Genomic DNA, 15,065 nt, shown 5'->3' with positions numbered 1-15,065 from the left:
GTCCACGATCAGGGCAGAGTGCAGCGGGCGGAGGTCAGCATGCGGAACCATGGTCTTCTGCCTTCGGGATCGGTTCCACGCCACCATAACCTGCCCCGCACGCCCCCGATACAGGCCAAAAGTCCTAGGGTCCGAAAGCCCGCCACGACCGCCCCGGCCGGTGCACGGCCCGCCTTCGCCGCAGTGGACGGTCCTGCCACTCTCGCCGGGCCCTCTGGTCGACCGGGCGGATCCCTCGCCTGGCGTCGGGCGCGCCTCTGCCCTTGCCGCAGGACGCCGGCGCGCTTAGTCCTTGCTGGCCGGGACGCTCGACCGGGAGCGTCTCGCTCCGCACCGGGTCTGCCCCGGCAACGTGACCGCGAAGCCTCGGGACCAAGATGCCGAACCGACTGCCCAAAGCGCTTGTGACCCTTGCCGCCTGGCTTGGCGCGACCGTCGCCGTCGGCGCCTACCTGCGGCCGGACGCACGCGGCATGGCCGAGATCGTCGGACTGCTCTCGACCGGCATCGCCTGGAACGTGGTCGTCGCCATTGCGGTCCTTGCCATCGCGACACGCGCCTTCGGCTGGCGCGATCTGGGCTTTTGTCCTCCGGCCGGGCGGTCGCTTGCCCGGTTCGTCTGGTTCCCGCTGCTGACCCTCCTGCCGTTCTACGCCATCGCCTTCGCCGTGGGGCTGCCGCCGACGCAAGCCATCCTGTTCCTGTCAATCAATACTGCCCTTGTCGCCCTGTCGGAGGAATGGATGTTCCGCGGCATCCTGTTCCAGGCCCTGCGCATGCGCCTCCGGCTCTGGCCCGCCCTTGTCCTGACCTCGGTGCTGTTCGGCGCGGTCCATGTCCTCAACGCCTTTTCCCTAGGGGATATCCGCCTTGCCGCAGCGCAGGCGGTGGCGGCGATGATGACCGGGTTTCTCCTGGTCGCACTGATGCTGCGCACAGGGTCGATCTGGACGGCGGTGACCTATCACCTGTTCTGGAACCTCGGCATCCTGCTTCTGGCCTACGAGACCGCGCAATACCCGCTGCCGGAAGGGCCGGTGCAGTTAGGCAGCTACCTCGTGCCGCTGCTCGTGGTGCTGCCGAACTTCCTCTACAGTCTGGTCCTCTTGCGCAAGCTGCCGAACCATCCCCCGTCCGGGCCGGATGGCCGCTCCCCGGCAACCCCGGCGCCCTTCCCTAGGTGACCCCGGCCGCAACCGGCCTGCCGGCGAACCGGACGGAGGGCACAACCCTTCCGGGTGTCGCATGCCGAGCGGAACGACCTTAGGTCGCAATCCGTCCGGCCGGGTGCCCGGAACCGGCTGCAAGCCTTTCCAGCCGGGACCTGGCGCTGTAGTCTGTCGGGGTCGGTTCCCGTGAAAGGTCATTGCCATGTCGCATTCTTCCAGCCGCCGCCGCGTGCTTGCCGGCCTCGCCTCGCTTCCCCTTCTCGCCAAGGGAGCGGCCGGCGCCGAACCCGTCCAGCGGCCCTTCAACCTGCGCATGGTGATGTCGGGCCACAGTCTGACCGATCCCATCCCGCATCCCCTGGAGATCCTGGTCAGGGCCGCCGGAGGGCAGCAGTCGCGCGGCATGGCGATTGATCTTTCGACCATTCCCGGCAGCCCGGCCGAACATCGCTGGCAGAACGACCTCAACCTGAGGGTGGATGCCCGGCGCGACATCGCGAAGTATGATCTTCTGGTGCTGACCGAACGGGTGGCGGTGCGCGCCACGCTCGAGGCGCACCACGCAGACCGGATCGCGCTGACCTGGTTCGAACACGCCTGGAAGAAGGGCCGCGGCGGCAAGGGCGCCGAGACGGTCTATTACGCGTCGTGGATCAGCCTCGACAGCGGCAAGCCCAGCCAATGGGACTGGACCGAGGATCAGAAGATCCCGTTCCGCAAGCGGCTGGACGTCGAGATGACGGCCTGGCAATCCATCGCCGATTTCGTGAACGCCAACCGGCCGCAGGGCAGCCCGCCGATGCGGGTGATTCCGGGGCCGAAGATCATGGCCGCGGTGTATGACGCGATCAGCGCCGGGACGGCGCCGGGCCTGACGCGGATGCAGGAGCTGTTCGAGGACGACATCCACGTCAACGCGAAAGGCGCCTTCCTGATCGCCCTGGCGCATTACGCGGTGATCTACGGCCGCGACCCGCGCGAGATCCCGGGACTGCGGGGCGAACCGGGCTGGCCCACGGCGGCACAGCAAGGCTGGATGAAGGATATCGTCTGGCGCGTCGTCAGCGCCTATCCCGACAGCGGGCTTGCCTAGGCGGCCCGCTTCGCCTCGATCACTTCCCAGATCCGGGCGGCGGCATTGGTGCCGTCGAAACGCTCCAGTTCCTGGATGCCGGTGGGCGAGGTCACGTTGATCTCGGTCAGCCAGTCGCCGATCACATCGATGCCGACAAAGACCTGACCCTTCTCGCGCAGGGTCGGGCCGATAGCGCGGCAGATTTCCAGGTCGCGGTCGGTCAGGCCCACCTTTTCCGGCCGCCCGCCGGCATGCATGTTCGACCGGGTTTCACCCGCCTGCGGTACGCGGTTGATCGCGCCCACCGGCTCGCCATCGACGAGGATCACCCGCTTGTCGCCCCTTTCCACCGCGGGCAGGAACTTCTGCACGATCAGCGGCTCGCGGTTGATGCCCATGAACAGCTCGTGCAGCGACGACAGGTTGCGGTCGTTCGGGTCCAGCCGGAAGACGCCCGCGCCGCCATTGCCGTAAAGCGGCTTCAGGATGATGTCGCCGTGGCGGTGCTTGAACGCCCGGATCGTCGCCAGGTCGCGGGCGATGGCGGTGGGCGGCGTCAGGTCCGGAAAGCGCAGGACCAGCAGCTTTTCCGGCGAGTTCCGCACCCAGAACGGATCATTCACGACCAGCGTTTGCGGATGAATCATCTCCAGCAGATGCGTAGTGGTGATGTAGCCCATGTCGAAGGGCGGATCCTGGCGCAGCCAGACCACGTCGAAGTCGCCCAGATCGACCTCGGTCTCAGTGCCATAGCTCACATGATTGCCGACCTCGCGCCGCACCTCGATGGGCCAGCCCCGCGCGAGAACCCGGCCCTCGACAAAGGCCAGGCGATCGGGCGTGTAGAAGAACAGCGCATGTCCCCGGGCCTGCGCTTCAAGCGCGATGCGGAAGGTGGAGTCGGCGTTGATGTTGACCGACCCGATCGGGTCCATCTGCAAGGCAACCTTGAGGGGCATCGGTTCACTCCGTCCTGTGCAGACGAGTGATGACCGAAGGCAGCGGAAGATGCAATTCAGCCGGCGAAGGCGTTTTCCAGGACTTCGATCCGACCCAGGCCATCGACCAGGGCAAGATCGATGCGGACATCGGTCAGAAGACCCTTGGGTTCGCCGGCAAGGAATTCATCGACTGTCGCAAAGATGCGGCCGATCTGGTCCTGCGACAGATGCGAGGCGGCAAGGTCATGCGTGCGACTGTGCTTGACCTCGACGAAGACGACCACATCCCCATCGCGACCGATCAGGTCGATCTCGCCCCCGCTGCCGCGCCAGTTCCGCGCGCAGATGGCCGTCCCACGGTCCTCGTAAAGCCGTGCAACGGCGGCCTCGGCGGCATGGCCGGCAAGATGGTTTGCCAGGCCGCGCGCCGAGCGGGCGGTTCTGACGGGCGCGGCAACGAAATCGAACGGCATGACCCTATTCCCTGCTGCGGTCGAGAGCGATCTGGTAGGCGATCTTGCGCGACACGCCCAGAGTTTGCGACACAAAACTTGCTGCATCCTTAACGGACATGCTTTTCAGCGCCTCGTCCAGTGCATCGGCGATGCTTTCCGTGGTTGCAGACACCGGCGGGGCGCGATCCACCAGCACGACGATCTCGCCCCGGATCTGTCGCCCTGCGACCTCGGTCGCCAGATCCTGCAAGGGGCCGCGCAGAACCTCTTCGTAGCGTTTGGTCAACTCGCGGCACACTACACCCCGGCGGGTCGGGCCGAAGGCTGCGACCATGTCCGACAGCAGGTCGGCCAGCCGCTTGGGGCTTTCATACAGGATCAGCGTCGCCTGCACGCCCGCCAGTTCGGCCAGGAACGACCGCCTTGCCGCCCGTGTCGCCGGCGCGAAGCCTGCAAACATGAAGCGGTCCGACGGCAGGCCCGACAGCGTCAGTGCGCAGATCGCCGCGCAGGGGCCGGGGGCGGCGGTCATCGGCAGTCCTGCCGCGGCCACGGCCCGCGCCAGTTCGAAGCCCGGGTCCGAGATCAGCGGCGTCCCGGCTTCGGAGGCATAGGCAAGGCTCTTGCCCTCGGCGAGATGGCCCAGCAAGCGCTGCAATGGGCCTTCGCCCGAATGGTCGTGATAGGCAATCAGCGGCCGCCCGCCCAGCGCGATGCCGTGGATTTCCAGCAGGTGTTTCAGCGTCCGGGTATCCTCGGCCACCAGCACGTCTGCCCCCGCCAGCACGTCCAGCGCCCGCAGCGTGATGTCGCGCGCCGCGCCGATCGGCGTCGCGACGAAGTGCAGCCCCGGCGGAATGGCGCGCAGGCCGGGATTTGCCGCAGAATCAGGGGCCTCGGAGGTCGGCCTCACAAGTTTACTTCCCGCATCGAACCCTTTACCCTGCCCGGCAATCGCAGTCCTGCTGCAACAGTGAGGAACCACCATGTTGTCCGTTATTCGCCGGGCCCGCAAGTCGCTGGGCCAGATGCTGGTTGGCCTTGGCGCCGTCGTCTTGTCCGCCTGCGTTCCGGCTGCGGGTCCGGGCACGCCGCCTCCAACCGGCGGAGGGGCGGTCCAGGTGGCCCTCCTGATCCCCTCGGGATCGGGTCAGTCGCAGGACGAAATCTTCGGCTCGAACCTGGAAAATGCCGCCCGGCTGGCGATGGCGGACCTGTCGGGCGTCAAGGTGGACCTGCGCGTCTACCGCACCGGCGGCAGCCCGGCGAAGGCCTCGGCCCTGGCGAAACAGGCGGTGGACGAGGGCGCCCAGATCCTCCTCGGCCCGTTCTATTCCGAAGAGGCCAATGCGGCGGGCGTCGCGGTGGCCAGCACCGGGGTGAATGTGCTGGCCTTCTCGAACAACGCAGCCATTGCGGGCGGCAATGTCTTTGTCCTGGGTCAGACCTTCGACGTCACCGCGCGCCGGCTTGCCGGCTATGCGGTCCGCAACGGCAAGTCGAACGTGCTGATCGTGCATGACCGCAACGTCGCAGGCGAGGTCGGCAAGGCCGCCATCGAACGCGGCGTGGCGGCGGCCGGCGGCAAGGTGGTGGGCGTTACCTCCTACGAATTCTCGCAGAACGGCATCGTGCAGGCGGCTTCCGGCATCGTCGGCACCGCGCGCTCGTCCGGGGCCACGGCGCTGTTCCTGACGGCCGATACCGCCGGCGCGCTGCCCCTGCTCAGCCAGCTTCTGCTGGACAACGGCCTCGACCGTTCGACCACCCAGCTCATCGGCCTGACCCGCTGGGACATTCCGCCCGCCACGCTTTCGCTGCCCGGCGTGCAGGGCGGCTGGTTCGCCATGCCCGATCCCGGTCTGACCGCGCAGTTCCGCGCGCGCTACCAGTCGGCCTACGGCAGCCAGCCGGCGCCGGTGGCGGCCCTGGCCTATGACGGCATCGCCGCCATCGGCGCGCTGGCCGGGCGGGTCCGCGGCGGGGCTCCGATCAGCAAGACCGACCTCACCCAGTCGGCAGGCTTTGCCGGCGTGTCCGGGATCTTCCGGTTCCTGCCCGACGGCACCAACCAGCGTGGTCTGGCCGTGGCCCAGATCCGTGGCAATCAGGTCGTGGTGGTCGATCCCGCGCCGCGCAGCTTTGCCGGCGCAGGCTTCTGAGACCGGGACAGACCAGCGTGGACGCAGATGCCGCGGTCGCGGGCAAGCCCTCTGGCTCCGGCCCGGACTACCCGGTGCCGGATGCCGCTGCGCTGACGACCCGCGTCGTGCAGGCGCTGAGCGCGGCCGGTGATGCAAAGGCGGCCCGCACGCTGGCCGTGCGCGCCCTGCTGGACGCCAGGACCGAGGCCGCCGCCTCGTTCGAGACCGCCTTCGCGCGGACGCCGCGCCAGGCACGGGCGCTGGTCTCGGCCCAGGCGGCGCTGACCGATGTGATGGTCCAGGTCGCGCTTGCCGCCGCGATGAAACTGCACCCCCTCGCCAACCCGACCGAGGCCGAGCGCATCGCCGTTCTTGGCGTCGGCGGCTATGGCCGGGCCGAGATGGCGCCGCAGTCCGACGTGGATCTGCTGTTCCTGACCCCCTGGAAGGTCACCCCATGGGCGGAAAGTGTCATCGAAACGATGCTCTACATGCTCTGGGACCTGAAGTTGAAGGTCGGCCATGCCACGCGCACGGTGAAGGACTGCCTTCGCCTCGGCCGCGAGGACATCACCATCCGCACCGCCCTGCTGGAGCACCGCTTCATCTGCGGCCACCGGCCCCTGGCCGAGGATCTGGACGCGCGGCTCTGGGGCGATCTGTTCCGCAATTCCGGCCCGGAGTTCATCGAGGCCAAGCTCGCCGAACGGGCCGAACGGCACAAGCGGCAGGGCGGCCAGCGCTATGTGCTGGAACCCAACGTGAAGGAAGGCAAGGGCGGGCTGCGCGATCTTCAGACGCTCTACTGGATCGGCAAGTATCTCAACCGCGTGCCCAGTGCCGAGGGGCTGGTGGGCGCGGGGCTTCTGTCGCGCGAGGAGTTCGACAGTTTCGCCCGGGCCGAGGATTTCCTCTGGGCGGTGCGCTGTCATCTGCACTACATCACCGGCCGACCGACCGACACGCTGACCTTCGACTTGCAGGTCGAGGTCGCCTCTCGCATGGGTTACCGCGACACCGCCGGACGCCGCGCAGTCGAACATTTCATGCAGGACTATTTCCGCCTGGCGACCCGGGTGGGCGAGTTGACCCGCATCTTCCTGACCGAGCTGGAGGCCCGTCACGCCAAGCGCGAGGCCAGCCTCTTCGGCATCTTCAAGATGACCAAGCGGGTGAAGAAGGGCTACAAGCTGGTGCAGGGCCGGATCGACGTCGCCGATCCCAAGGCCTTCCTGGCCGACAAGCTGAACCTGCTGCGGGTTTTCGAAGAGGCGCTGCGGACGAAGTATCTTCTGCATCCGAACGTGATGAGGATCGTCACGCAGAACCTCGACCTGATCGACGACGAGATGCGCGAGGACCCCGAGGCACAGCGCATCTTCCTTGACCTCTTGCTGAAGCACGGCAACCCCGAACGCGCCCTGCGCCGGATGAACGAACTGGGGGTTCTCGCGGCCTTCATCCCGGAATTCGAGCCCATCGTCGCGATGATGCAGTTCAACGTCTATCACCACTACACGGTGGACGAGCACATCATCCAGACCATCTCCTGCCTCGCCCAGATCGAGCGCGAAGAGCTGGTGGAGGAACTTCCCGTGGCCAGCGGCATCCTGAAGGCGGGGGTGAACCGGCGAGTGCTTTATGTGGCGTTGCTCCTGCATGACATCGGCAAGGGCCGGCCCGAGGACCATTCCATCCTGGGCGCCCAGATCGCCCGCCGGGTGGCACCGAGGCTGGGTCTGGATGCCGAGGAATGCGAGACGGTGGAATGGCTGGTGCGCTATCACCTGCTGATGTCCGACATGGCGCAGAAACGCGACATCGGCGATCCGCGCACGGTGCGCGACTTTGCCAAGGCGGTAAAGACGCGGAAACGGCTGGACCTCCTCACCGTCCTCACGGTCTGCGACATCCGCGGCGTCGGGCCGGGGACCTGGAACAACTGGAAGGCCATGCTTCTGCGCCAGCTGTACAAGCAGACCGCCGAGGCGCTGGAAGGCGGGCTGGAAACGCTGAACCGCGAGAACCGGCAGGAAGAGGCGACCCGCGCCCTGGCCGATCGGCTGAAAGGCTGGGATCCCGCGGCGGTCGAACACGAGCTGACCCGCCACTACCCGCCCTACTGGCAGGGTCTGTCCACCGACACGCACGAGGTCTTTGCCCGGCTTCTGCAAGGCATCGGCGACGACGAGATCCGCATCGACCTGCACCCCGACCCCGACCGCGACGCAACCCGCGCCTGTTTCGCGCTGGCCGACCATCCCGGCATCTTCTCCCGCCTGGCGGGCGCGCTGGCGCTGGTGGGCGCGAACGTGGTGGATGCGCGCACCTATACCTCGAAGGACGGCTATGCGACGGCCGTCTTCTGGGTGCAGGACATCGAGGGCCACCCCTACGAGGCCAGCCGTCTGCCGCGCCTGCGCCAGATGATCGACAAGACTCTGAAGGGCGAGGTCGTGGCGCGCGACGCCCTGAAGGACCGCGACAAGGTGAAGAAGCGCGAACGCGAGTTCCGCTTTCCGACCCACATCACCTTCGACAACGAAGGCTCCGACATCTACACGATCATCGAGGTCGATACCCGCGACCGGCCGGGTCTGCTGTATGACCTGACCCGGACGCTGGCCACGAACAACATCTACATCGCCTCAGCCGTGATCGCGACCTATGGCGCGCAGGTGGTGGACACCTTCTACGTCAAAGACATGTTCGGCCTGAAGCTGCACCAGAAACACCGGCAGGACGCGCTGGAGCGTAAGCTGCGCCAGGCCATCGCGGAAGGGGCCGAAAGGGCCGCGACATGAGCAGTTCGCGCGGCATGATCCGCAACATCTTGACGCTGGGCGGCTGGACGCTGGTGTCACGCGGCGCGGGTCTGGTGCGGGAATTGATGATGGCCGCCTACCTGGGCGCCGGGCCGGTGGCGGATGCCTTCAACGTGGCCTTCAGCCTGCCGAACATGTTCCGCCGCTTCTTCGCCGAAGGCGCCTTCAACCAGGCCTTCGTGCCGCTTTATTCAAAAAAGCTTGAGGCCGGAACCGATGCCGAGGACTTCGCGCAGAACGCCTTTTCCGGCCTGACCGTCTTCCTGATCGTCTTCACCCTGATCGGCACGCTGGCGATGCCCGCCCTTGTCTGGGCGATGGCCGCAGGCTTCGTCGGCGATGGCCGCTTTGACATGGCGGTCGATTTCGGCCGGATCACCTTCTGCTACATCGGCTTCATCTCGCTCTTCGCGCTCCTGTCCGGCATCCTGAACGCCCATGGCCGCTTTGCCGAGGCCGGCGCGGTGCCTGTGCTGATGAACCTCGTCTTCATCGCAGCCATGTTGCTTGCCCATCGCATGGGCTGGGACATGGGCCTGACGCTGGCCTGGACCACCCCGATCACCGGCATCGCGCAACTGGCCTGGACCCTCTACGCCGCCCGCCGCATCGGGTTCAGCCCCCGGCTAAGGCTCCCCCGCCTCACCCCCGACTTTCGCCGTATGATGGTCAACATGGGCCCCGCGCTTCTGGTCGGGGGCGTGGTGCAGATCAACCTCCTCGTCTCGCGTCAGGTCGCTTCCGGCACCGAAGGCGCGATCTCCTGGCTGGTCTATGCCGACCGCCTGTATCAACTGCCGCTTGGCGTCGTCGCCATCGCCGTCGGCACTGTCCTTCTGCCCGAACTCAGCCGCCGCCTCCAGGCCGGGGACAGCGCCGGGGGCCGCGAGGCCTTCAACCGCGGCACCGAATTCGCGCTCCTTCTGACGCTTCCCGCCGCCGTCGCGCTGGTGGTCATCGCGCTGCCGATCACTCAGGTCCTGTATCAGCGCGGCGCCTTCGGGTCCGAAGACACCGCCGCGACGGCGCTTGCGCTTGCGATCTACGGCCTGGGCCTGCCCGCCTTCGTGCTGCAAAAGGCGCTGCAACCGCTGTTCTACGCCCGCGAGGACACCCGCAGCCCCTTCCGCTATGCCGTCTGGTCCATGATCCTGAACGCCGCGCTGGCCTTCGGCCTGATGCCCTGGATCGGCTTCTCCGCCGCCGCCTGGGCCACCACGCTGTCGGCCTGGGTCATGGTCGGCCAGCTCTGGTGGGGCGCGCGTCGTCTGGGCGAGGAGACCCGCTTCGACGCCCGTTTCCTGTCGCGACTTTGGCGCACTGCGGCGGCCTCGGCCCTGATGGGCGCGGCGCTCTGGTTCGGGTGCAGCCTTCTGCAACCGCTGCTCGAGGCGCAGGCCTGGCGCATCCTGGCGCTGGTCCTGCTGATCGCGCTTGGCATGGCAAGCTATGCCGTCGCCGCCTTCGGGCTAAGGGCGGTGCGCCTGTCTGACCTCAGGGCGCTGCGCCGTCAGCGCTGACGCACCTGTTCCAGCACCCGCCGAAAGCCGCCTGGGCTGACCACGACGGACACCAGAAAGCCGAAGGCAAAGCCGCTCACATCCGCAACCCAGTCCCAGCCGCCACCGAACAGCATCCCGAAGACGAACTGGAAGAACAGCAGGAACCCGATCAGCGAAAAGGCGCGCCACTTGTTCGCGCCGACCCGCGACAGGTTGGTGTAGACCATGAAGGTAAAGGCCCCGATCAGCCCGTAGATCGCCGGATAGGCCCCGATCAGCTGCATCCTGATGCCGGGGATCAACAGCCCGTAGGACACCGCCCCCGCGGCAGCCGACCCCAACACCACGATCAGCACGGCCCACCAGCGGAACACCTCGCCGACCCATTTGCCCAGGGCCAGAACCATCACCACCGCAAAAAGCGCGTGAGTGAAACTGCCGTGGACAAGGGTGTAGCTTACAAGCCGGTGCAATTCGGCCAGCGGATGACCGCCGGTTTCCCACTGGTATTTCAGAAGCTCGGGGAACAGCCCGAAGCGCTCCACCGCCTGCAACCGCCAGCCGGCACCCTGCACGCCCCCGACCAGCCCAGCCTCGGCAAGCGAGAGAACCACCTCCATCGCGATCAGCGGCAGGGCCAGCACCCAGACGATCCAGGGCAGCGGATTAAGCGGAGGCGCGTTGATGTCCTGATCCATGCTGTCCTGCCCGCCTCGCCCGATTGACGCCTGTTGTCCCTTGGATTACGCGGGTTCGGCAGGACTTTCCAGACGGAGCAATCTCATGACCTCGCAGGCTTCGGCGGTCCAAACGCCGAAAACCTTCCAGCCGCGCATCTTCTCGGGCATCCAGCCCTCGGGCGGGCTGACGCTGGGCAACTACCTTGGCGCGCTGAAACGCTTTGTCGAAAAGCAGGAAGAAGGGATCGAGACGATCTACTGCTTGGTGGACATGCACGCGATCACCGTCTGGCAGGACCCCGCGAAACTGCGCCAGCAGACGCGCGAGGGTGCGGCCGCCTTCATCGCTGCGGGGATCGACCCCAAACGCTCCATCCTCTTCAACCAGTCCCAGGTCAGCGCACATGCCGAACTGGCCTGGATCTTCAACTGCGTCGCGCGGATGGGCTGGATGTCCCGCATGACCCAGTGGAAGGACAAGACCGCCGGCAAGAACGCCGAAGCGGCCAGCCTTGGCCTCTTTGCCTATCCCGCGCTGATGGCCGCCGATATCCTGGCCTATCACGCCACCATGGTCCCGGTGGGCGAGGACCAGAAGCAGCATCTGGAGCTGACCCGCGACATCGCGATCAAGTTCAACAACGACTACGGGGTGGATTTCTTCCCGGTGGTCGAGCCGCTGATCGAAGGGGCCGCGACACGTGTCATGTCGCTGCGCGACGGCACCAGGAAGATGTCGAAGTCCGACCCTTCGGACCAGTCGAGGATCAACCTGACCGACGATGCCGAAACCATCGCCGCCAAGATCCGCAAGGCCAAGACCGACCCCGATCCCCTGCCGGCAACGGTCGAGGGACTGAAGGATCGGCCCGAGGCGCGAAACCTTGTGAACATCTATTCGGCATTGTCCGGTCAGTCGGTCGAAGCGGTCATAAGCGAATTCGCCGGTGCCCAGTTCGGGACCTTCAAGCCCCGCCTGGTCGATCTTGCCGTCGCCGCATTGTCGCCGATCACAAACGAGATGAACCGCCTGATGGCCGACCCGGCAGAGATCGACCGCATCCTCGGCGATGGCGCGGACCGGGCCGACGCCATCGCTCGGCCGATTCTCGAACAGGTGTACGACATCACCGGAATGATCCGCTCGCGCCGGAAGTAATCCACAGCTTTTGCCGTGGCGGGCGCGGTCCTGTCACATTCCCGATTCAGCCGGCCCCTAATTTCGGCGCGTCCGGAGATGCGATCTGTCCCCATCGCCCCGGTCCGGCCAGTCTGTCCCCTGAGCGGCCGCGACCTGTTCCGACGCGCCCCCGTGCTCCCCCCGCACGGGGGCATTTTTTCTGCTCCAGCTTGTCGAAGAGGCAGCCTTGCGCGCCCGGAACCCCAAGCCTTTGACTCGACAGACTCTCCCCACAAGGAATTCCGCTTTTCCACAGCTATTTTCGCAAGAAATCGCTTTACAGGCTTTCGCTCGTGTCCCACCATATCTAGTAAGGGTCTCGTCGGGCAAACGCAGATCCTTGCCAGATACCCAGTTTCTAGTGGGTTCAGGCCCGCCAGAAGCTTCATGATGAGGCCGGGCATGTCGCTTTCCGAAGACTACGCTGCGATGGAAGATCTCCATCCGATCGACATCGTCGAGACCCTGGCCGAACACCACGCCTGGGAATTCGACCGCGTGACCGACGACCAGATCGCCATGGCGGTCGAGGGGCAGTGGCGCACCTATTCGCTGACCCTTGCCTGGAGCGATCAGGACGAAACCCTGCGCCTGATCTGCACCTTCGAGATGGACCCGCCCCCCGAAAGGCTGCCCGCGCTTCTGGATGTGCTGAACCGCTGCAACGACATGGTCTGGTCCGGCGCCTTCACCTGGTGGCCGGAACAGAAGCTGATGGTCTGGCGCTATGGCCTTGTGCTGTCGGGCGGGCAGATGGCGGGGCCGGAACAGATCGACCGGTTGATCGCCGCCGCCGTCAACGCCTCGGAACGCTTCTACCCAGCCTTCCAGCTGGTCTCCTGGGGCGACCAGACCCCGGCCCAGGCGATGAAGGTTGCCATTGCCGAGGCCTACGGGCGCGCCTAACCTCTCCCCGTTCTGAAGGGGATGTCCATGAGTCTGGAACGTGTGGCCCGGGACGGGCTGGTGCTCTTGGGCTGCGGCAAGATGGGGACGGCGCTGCTGACCGGCTGGCTGGCCGCCGGGGTGCCGCCCGGCTCGGTCTGGGTGATCGAGCCGAACCCGACCGACTGGCTGCGCGGCACCGGGGTGCATCTCAACGAAGGGGTGCCGAAGGCCCCGGCTGTGGCGATTCTGGCCGTGAAACCGCAGATGATGGGCACTGCCCTGCCCGCGCTTCAGGCCCTGGGCAATGGCGCGACGCTGTTCGTCTCCATCGCGGCAGGGACGAAGATCGCCACCTTCGAGGAAGCCCTCGGCCCCCGCACCCCCATCGTCCGCACCATGCCGAACACCCCCGCGATGGTGGGCCGGGGGATCACCGCGCTCTGCCGCAACGCCCGGGTCTCCGACGCCGATTTCGCCCTCGCACGCGCGTTGATGGCGGCTGTGGGGCAGGTCGTAGACCTGTCCGGCGAAGATCAGATCGACGCCGTGACCGCCGTTTCCGGGTCCGGTCCGGCCTATGTCTTTCACCTGATCGAGGCCCTGGCCGCTGCGGGCGAGGCCGAGGGCCTGCCTGCCGACATCGCCATGCAACTGGCGCGCGCCACGGTCTGCGGCGCCGGGGAACTGGCACACCAAAGCCCCGACACGGCGACACAATTGCGCATCAACGTCACCTCGCCCGGGGGCACCACCGCCGCCGCGCTATCGGTGCTGATGGACCCGGACACCGGCTTTCCCATGCTTCTGCGCCGCGCCGTGAAGGCCGCCGCCGACCGAGGGCGGGAGCTCGGGCAATGACCATCACCTACGACGATTTCGCCCGCGTCGACATCCGCGTCGGCCGGATCACCCGCGCGGAACCCTTCCCCGAGGCACGGAAGCCCGCCTACAGGCTCTGGGTCGATTTCGGCCCCGGGATCGGCGAGAAGCGGTCGTCGGCGCAGATCACGAAACACTACACCATCGACCAGCTGATCGGTCGGCAGGTGCTGGCCGTGGTCAACTTCCCGCCGCGCCAGATCGGCCCGGTCCTGTCCGAGGTTCTGGTCCTGGGCCTGCCCGATGCCGAAGGCGCCGTCGTGCTGGTCGGCCCGGAGCAAGAGGTGCCTCTGGGCGGAAAGCTGTTCTGAGGCCGGGCCTCAGACTCCGATCAGTTCCGCCTGCCGCACGATGACCTCGGCCTGGCGCATGCTGGCGATGTCCACCAGGCGGCCCTTGTAGACCGCTGCCCCCTGACCGGCAGCCTTCGCGGCCTCCATCGCCGCCAGGATTTCCCGCGCCTCGGTCACCGCCGCCTCCGAGGGCGTGAAGACCTCGTTCGCCAGCGCCACCTGTTTCGGATGGATCGCCCACTTGCCCACCATCCCCAGCGTCGCCGAGCGCCGCGCCTGGGCCCGGAACCCTTCGTCGTCGCTGAAATCGCCGAACGGCCCGTCCACCGGCAGAACCCCATGGGTCCGGCAGGCCGCCACGATCGCGGCCTGCGCCCAGTGCCAGGGGTCGGCCCAGTATTTCTGCCCCTCGCGCAGCATGTAGTAGTTTTCCTGCGTGCCGCCGATGCCCGTCGTCTGCATCCCCATGCTGGCCGCAAAATCCGCCGCCCCCAGGCTCATCGCCTGCAACCGGGGGCTCGAGGCCGCGATCTCCTCGACATGGGCGATGCCGGCTGCCGTCTCGATGATGACTTCCAGGCCGATCCGCTTCTGCCGCCCCGCCGCCGCCTCGCAGGCGGTGACGAGCGCATCGACCGCATAGACATCCGCCGCACAGCCGACCTTGGGGATCATGATCTGGTCCAGCCGCTCGCCCGCCTGTTCCAGCAGGTCCACCACGTCGCGGTACCAGAAGGGCGTGTCCAGCCCGTTGATCCGCACGGAAAGCGTCTTGCGCCCCCAGTCGATGTCGCCGATCGCCTTGATGATGTTCGCCCGCGCCTGCGGCTTGTCGGCGGGGGCGACCGAATCCTCCAGGTCCAGGTTGATGACATCCGCCGCCGACGCCGCCATCTTGGCGAAAAGCTCGGGCCGCGAGCCGGGGCCGAACAGCTGGCAGCGGTTCGGACGGGCGGGGGCAGCGGGTTGCAGGCGGAAGCTCATGGGCGGGTCCTTCGGCAAGCAAGTTTCGTTCGGTGCTGCGCCTGCGATAT

The 15,065-nt window shown here is 66.9% G+C and carries 14 protein-coding genes; 9 read left to right on the top strand and 5 right to left on the bottom strand.

Annotated features, from left to right (window positions below; translation table 11 throughout):
- Positions 1–377: 377 nt before the first annotated feature.
- Both G8O29_RS04785 and G8O29_RS04780 read left to right on the top strand, forming a co-directional pair.
- Positions 378–1,184, top strand: coding sequence for a CPBP family intramembrane glutamic endopeptidase (locus G8O29_RS04785; RefSeq protein ID WP_166402068.1), 807 nt, complete (start codon positions 378–380; stop codon positions 1,182–1,184).
- Positions 1,185–1,371: 187 nt separating this feature from the next.
- On the top strand, positions 1,372–2,262 hold the full coding sequence (locus tag G8O29_RS04780; RefSeq protein ID WP_166402067.1) for a hypothetical protein: 891 nt from the start codon (positions 1,372–1,374) through the stop codon (positions 2,260–2,262).
- Here the strand turns inward: G8O29_RS04780 and gshB are convergent.
- The 3 genes from gshB to rsmI are packed head-to-tail and all read right to left on the bottom strand — an operon-like array spanning position 2,259 to position 4,553.
- Positions 2,259–3,203, bottom strand: a complete 945-nt coding sequence (gshB, locus tag G8O29_RS04775) for a glutathione synthase (protein WP_166402066.1) — start codon at positions 3,201–3,203, stop codon at positions 2,259–2,261. The genes G8O29_RS04780 and gshB overlap by 4 nt on opposite strands.
- A 56-nt stretch (positions 3,204–3,259) precedes the next feature.
- Complete coding sequence (locus tag G8O29_RS04770) at positions 3,260–3,658, bottom strand: YraN family protein (RefSeq protein WP_166402065.1); 399 nt, start codon at positions 3,656–3,658, stop codon at positions 3,260–3,262.
- Between the two features lie 4 nt (positions 3,659–3,662).
- Positions 3,663–4,553 carry a 16S rRNA (cytidine(1402)-2'-O)-methyltransferase gene (gene rsmI / locus G8O29_RS04765; RefSeq protein ID WP_367890124.1) on the bottom strand — a complete coding sequence of 297 codons (891 nt, stop codon included), beginning with the start codon at positions 4,551–4,553 and terminating at the stop codon, positions 3,663–3,665.
- A gap of 73 nt (positions 4,554–4,626) precedes the next feature.
- On the opposite strand from rsmI, the gene G8O29_RS04760 reads away from it, so the two are divergent.
- From G8O29_RS04760 to murJ, 3 genes are read left to right on the top strand one after another with little or no spacing between them, the layout of a single operon-like run.
- Positions 4,627–5,802, top strand: a complete 1,176-nt coding sequence (locus G8O29_RS04760; RefSeq protein ID WP_166402063.1) for a penicillin-binding protein activator — start codon at positions 4,627–4,629, stop codon at positions 5,800–5,802.
- A gap of 17 nt (positions 5,803–5,819) precedes the next feature.
- Positions 5,820–8,588 carry a [protein-PII] uridylyltransferase gene (locus G8O29_RS04755; protein WP_166402062.1) on the top strand — a complete coding sequence of 923 codons (2,769 nt, stop codon included), beginning with the start codon at positions 5,820–5,822 and terminating at the stop codon, positions 8,586–8,588.
- Positions 8,585–10,129, top strand: coding sequence for a murein biosynthesis integral membrane protein MurJ (gene murJ, locus G8O29_RS04750; protein WP_166402061.1), 1,545 nt, complete (start codon positions 8,585–8,587; stop codon positions 10,127–10,129). Before G8O29_RS04755 ends, murJ begins: the two co-directional genes overlap by 4 nt.
- Here murJ and G8O29_RS04745 read toward each other — a convergent pair.
- Positions 10,120–10,809 carry a rhomboid family intramembrane serine protease gene (locus G8O29_RS04745; protein ID WP_166402060.1) on the bottom strand — a complete coding sequence of 230 codons (690 nt, stop codon included), beginning with the start codon at positions 10,807–10,809 and terminating at the stop codon, positions 10,120–10,122. The two genes, murJ and G8O29_RS04745, sit on opposite strands and share 10 nt — an antisense overlap.
- A gap of 85 nt (positions 10,810–10,894) precedes the next feature.
- Between G8O29_RS04745 and trpS the strand changes: the two genes are divergently transcribed.
- The 4 genes from trpS (at position 10,895) to G8O29_RS04725 (ending at position 14,049) form a co-directional block, all read left to right on the top strand.
- A complete protein-coding gene (gene trpS, locus G8O29_RS04740) occupies positions 10,895–11,950 on the top strand; it encodes a tryptophan--tRNA ligase (RefSeq protein ID WP_166402059.1) in 1,056 nt (351 codons plus the stop codon).
- Positions 11,951–12,373: 423 nt separating this feature from the next.
- Positions 12,374–12,877 (top strand): type III secretion system chaperone family protein, encoded by a 504-nt coding sequence (locus G8O29_RS04735; protein ID WP_166402058.1) that lies wholly within the window; start codon positions 12,374–12,376, stop codon positions 12,875–12,877.
- A gap of 27 nt (positions 12,878–12,904) precedes the next feature.
- Complete coding sequence (proC, locus tag G8O29_RS04730) at positions 12,905–13,717, top strand: pyrroline-5-carboxylate reductase (RefSeq protein WP_166402057.1); 813 nt, start codon at positions 12,905–12,907, stop codon at positions 13,715–13,717.
- Positions 13,714–14,049: a tRNA-binding protein gene (locus G8O29_RS04725; protein ID WP_166402056.1), complete on the top strand. Its 336-nt coding sequence runs from the start codon at positions 13,714–13,716 to the stop codon at positions 14,047–14,049. The genes proC and G8O29_RS04725 overlap by 4 nt, the downstream gene beginning before the upstream one ends.
- A 9-nt stretch (positions 14,050–14,058) precedes the next feature.
- Here the strand turns inward: G8O29_RS04725 and G8O29_RS04720 are convergent, their stop codons facing one another.
- Complete coding sequence (locus tag G8O29_RS04720) at positions 14,059–15,015, bottom strand: L-malyl-CoA/beta-methylmalyl-CoA lyase (RefSeq protein WP_166402055.1); 957 nt, start codon at positions 15,013–15,015, stop codon at positions 14,059–14,061.
- Positions 15,016–15,065 lie beyond the last annotated feature (50 nt).

The sequence above is a fragment of the Rhodobacter calidifons genome, from assembly GCF_011174775.1.
GTDB classification, from domain to species: Bacteria; Pseudomonadota; Alphaproteobacteria; order Rhodobacterales; family Rhodobacteraceae; genus Tabrizicola; species Tabrizicola calidifons.
This window is presented reverse-complemented; position numbering and strand designations above follow the sequence as displayed.

What these genes read in the sequence shown, in the direction of transcription:
- G8O29_RS04785 (WP_166402068.1), top strand. Translation starts at nt 378, where the DNA reads ATGCCGAACCGACTGCCCAAAGCGCTTGTGACCCTTGCCGCCTGGCTT.
- G8O29_RS04780 (WP_166402067.1), top strand. Translation starts at nt 1,372, where the DNA reads ATGTCGCATTCTTCCAGCCGCCGCCGCGTGCTTGCCGGCCTCGCCTCG.
- gshB (WP_166402066.1), bottom strand. Translation starts at nt 3,203, where the DNA reads ATGCCCCTCAAGGTTGCCTTGCAGATGGACCCGATCGGGTCGGTCAAC.
- G8O29_RS04770 (WP_166402065.1), bottom strand. Translation starts at nt 3,658, where the DNA reads ATGCCGTTCGATTTCGTTGCCGCGCCCGTCAGAACCGCCCGCTCGGCG.
- G8O29_RS04760 (WP_166402063.1), top strand. Translation starts at nt 4,627, where the DNA reads ATGTTGTCCGTTATTCGCCGGGCCCGCAAGTCGCTGGGCCAGATGCTG.
- murJ (WP_166402061.1), top strand. Translation starts at nt 8,585, where the DNA reads ATGAGCAGTTCGCGCGGCATGATCCGCAACATCTTGACGCTGGGCGGC.
- G8O29_RS04745 (WP_166402060.1), bottom strand. Translation starts at nt 10,809, where the DNA reads ATGGATCAGGACATCAACGCGCCTCCGCTTAATCCGCTGCCCTGGATC.
- trpS (WP_166402059.1), top strand. Translation starts at nt 10,895, where the DNA reads ATGACCTCGCAGGCTTCGGCGGTCCAAACGCCGAAAACCTTCCAGCCG.
- G8O29_RS04735 (WP_166402058.1), top strand. Translation starts at nt 12,374, where the DNA reads ATGTCGCTTTCCGAAGACTACGCTGCGATGGAAGATCTCCATCCGATC.
- proC (WP_166402057.1), top strand. Translation starts at nt 12,905, where the DNA reads ATGAGTCTGGAACGTGTGGCCCGGGACGGGCTGGTGCTCTTGGGCTGC.
- G8O29_RS04725 (WP_166402056.1), top strand. Translation starts at nt 13,714, where the DNA reads ATGACCATCACCTACGACGATTTCGCCCGCGTCGACATCCGCGTCGGC.
- G8O29_RS04720 (WP_166402055.1), bottom strand. Translation starts at nt 15,015, where the DNA reads ATGAGCTTCCGCCTGCAACCCGCTGCCCCCGCCCGTCCGAACCGCTGC.